The organism is Inquilinus limosus MP06, from assembly GCF_000767795.1.
GTDB lineage: Bacteria > Pseudomonadota > Alphaproteobacteria > DSM-16000 > Inquilinaceae > Inquilinus > Inquilinus limosus_E.
Genome location: NZ_JANX01000686.1, coordinates 1 through 2914 on the forward strand (window position 1 = coordinate 1; position 2914 = coordinate 2914).

Annotated in this window: 3 protein-coding genes; all 3 read right to left on the reverse strand. The window is 69.0% G+C overall.

Annotated features, from left to right (window positions below; all coding sequences use genetic code 11):
* Positions 1-119: 119 nt before the first annotated feature.
* Positions 120-578 carry a hypothetical protein gene (locus P409_RS30835; RefSeq protein WP_152613641.1) on the reverse strand — a complete coding sequence of 153 codons (459 nt, stop codon included), beginning with the start codon at positions 576-578 and terminating at the stop codon, positions 120-122.
* A gap of 285 nt (positions 579-863) precedes the next feature.
* Positions 864-1094: a hypothetical protein gene (locus P409_RS39995; protein ID WP_034847468.1), complete on the reverse strand. Its 231-nt coding sequence runs from the start codon at positions 1092-1094 to the stop codon at positions 864-866.
* A 370-nt stretch (positions 1095-1464) separates the two neighbouring features.
* On the reverse strand, positions 1465-2914 hold a 1450-nt coding region (locus tag P409_RS30845; protein WP_034847471.1), incomplete at its 5' end, for a DNA translocase FtsK.

A 2914-nucleotide genomic window follows, 5' to 3' on the forward strand; every position in this document is an offset into this window, starting at 1 on the left:
GTTCCGCGACACGATCCTGGCCTCCGGCACGGAGCCTGCCGCCGGGGCATGAAAAAAGGCCCGGCCGCCTGGGCGACCGGGCCTGGGTGTCCGCCGCCGGAGGGCCGCGGCGGCCGGGGTCACTCGCCGGTCGGGGCCGCCGGCTCCGCCGGAACGGTCTGATCGGGCGAGGGCGCCTGCTCCATCATCCCGCTGCCGGGCTGCATCGGCTCGGCCGGGGTCATCTGGGGCTCGGCCGGGGCCACCTGGCCGGGCATGGCCGCGCCGGGCGCCGTCGGGGTGGCCCCGGCGCTCAGCTGTTGCTGGTTGAGCTGGCGGGTCTGCTCCTCCTCCGCCGAGTTCCTGCTGCCGCGGCGATGGCGCGGCTGGGCCTGGTCGTCGGCGTTCGACGACTGCATGTGCTTGCGATGCTGCCGGTGGGTGCTCGGGGCCGGCTGCTCCGCCGGCGCGTTCGCGGCGGGAGCCTCGACCGACGGCGCCGTTCCGGGCGTCGCCGGCTCGGCCGAGGTCTGGGCCAGGGCGGGCGCAGCGACGAACGCCGACACGGCGAGGGCGGTAAAGACAAAACTCCTGCGCATGAAGCTCTCCATCGAGGGATGCCTGATGATCGGCGCCACAGGCACAGGCGGCCGCGGCGCGTGATCCGATCCATCCCTCAACGATCCGACCGGCAATACCGATCCGGGGAAACTGCTTTCATGGACGATATTTCATGTTTCGGATGCAATATCTGGCAGCATCCGGATCGAATCCTGGCGACACAAAAAAAGAGGCCCGGTCGTCAGTGCGACCGGGCCTCCGCGAACCGCGATCCTCGCCTCGGAAGGGGGGGTGGGGGCGAGGGTCTGTTGCGGTCCGAAACCTTACTTCTTGTTCAGCTGCTCCTCGTTCAGCTTGCGGGTCTGGTCCTGCTCGCTGTTGGCGGTGCGATGGGCCTTGTGATGAACCCGGCCGGTGTGGTGCATCTTCATCTTGTGCGCCGCGGGGGCGGCGGCCGGGGCCGTGGTGGCCGGCGTGGTCTGCGCCATCGCCAAGGCGGGGACGACGGCCAGGGCCGGAACCGCGAGGACGGCGAACAGAAGGCTCCTGCGCATTTTACGATCTCCATCGACAGACAACGAAGATCGGAGGAGAGGCGGGGCGGGAGGCCACGTCTTGGCTCCGACAGACGCAACCCTACGGCGCCGGAGCTAACGCCCTGGTGGGCGGAACATGAAATCGGGTTAACGATCGGGGCCGAGCGGAGCGGCGAGAGGACGGTGCCTCACGTGGAGTTTTGCCCACCCGCAAGCGAGAGCTTTCAGAATTCCCGGAACCGTCATTGCGAGCGCAGCGAAGCAATCCAGGGCCGGTTCGCACTGGCCCTGGATTGCTTCGTCGGCTTCGCCTCCTCGCAATGACGGCGAGGGATGGATGTTGTGAAAAGGTCCCGCAAGCGGGAGAGGCAACGGAATAGCGCCGGTATCAGTGATTCCCCGCCAGCACTTCGCGCTTGCCGACATGGTTGGCGGGGCTGACCACGCCCTCCTGCTCCATCCGGTCGATCAGCCGGGCCGCGCGGTTGTAGCCGATCTGCAGGTGGCGCTGGATGAAGCTGGTCGACGCCTTGCGCTCGCGCGCCACCAGCGCCACCGCCTGGTCGTACAGGTCGTCGCCCGACCCGCCCTCGCCGTCCAGCGCCAGCGCGTCGAAGCCGCCGCCATCCTCCTGGTCCTCCAGCACCGCGTCGTTGTAGGCGGGCTCGCCCTGGGCCTTGAGGTGGCGCACCGTCTCCTCGACCTCGCCGTCGGAGACGAAGGGGCCGTGCACGCGGGTGATGCGGCCGCCACCGGCCATGTACAGCATGTCGCCCTGGCCCAGCAGCTGCTCCGCCCCGCCCTCGCCCAGGATGGTGCGGCTGTCGATCTTGGAGGTGACCTGGAAGCTGATGCGGGTCGGGAAGTTGGCCTTGATCGTGCCGGTGATGACGTCGACCGAGGGGCGCTGCGTCGCCATGATCAGGTGGATGCCGGCGGCGCGGGCCATCTGCGCCAGGCGCTGGATCAGCGCCTCGATGTCCTTGCCCGCCACCAGCATCAGGTCGGCCATCTCGTCGACGATGATGACGATGTAGGGCAGCTCGGTCAGGTCGATCGGCTGGTCCTCGAAGATCGGCTTGCCGGTGTCGGGGTCGAAGCCGGTCTGCACCCGCCGGGTCAGCACCTCGCCCTTGGCCTTGGCCTCGCGCAGCCGCTGGTTGTAGCCCTCGATGTTGCGGACGCCGACCTTGGACATGGACCGGTAGCGGTCCTCCATCTCGCGCACCGCCCATTTCAGGGCGACGACCGACTTCTTCGGGTCGGTGACGACCGGCGCCAGCAGATGCGGGATGCCCTCGTAGATCGAGAGCTCGAGCATCTTCGGGTCGACCATGATGAAGCGCACCTTGTCCGGCGGCAGCCGGAACAGGAGCGACAGGATCATGGTGTTGATGGCGACCGACTTGCCCGAGCCGGTGGTGCCGGCCACCAGCAGGTGGGGCATGCGCGCCAGGTCGGCGATGATCGGGCCGCCGCCGATGTCCTTGCCCAGCACGAGGCCGAGCTTCGACCCGGCCTTTTCCATGGCGTCGGAGCCGAGCAACTCGCGCAGCAGCACCATCTCGCGCTTCTGGTTCGGCAGCTCGATGCCGATGACGTTGCGGCCGGGCACCACGGCGACACGCACCGACACGGCGCTCATCGACCGGGCGATGTCGTCGGCCAGGCCGATGACGCGGCTGGACTTGGTGCCGGGCGCCGGCTCCAGCTCGTACAGGGTGACCACCGGGCCGGGATTGACCTTCACGATCGACCCGCGGACGCCGAAATCGCTCAGCACCTGCTCCAGCGCCGCGGCGTTCTGCTCCAGCACCCGCGGGTCGGCCACGGCCGGG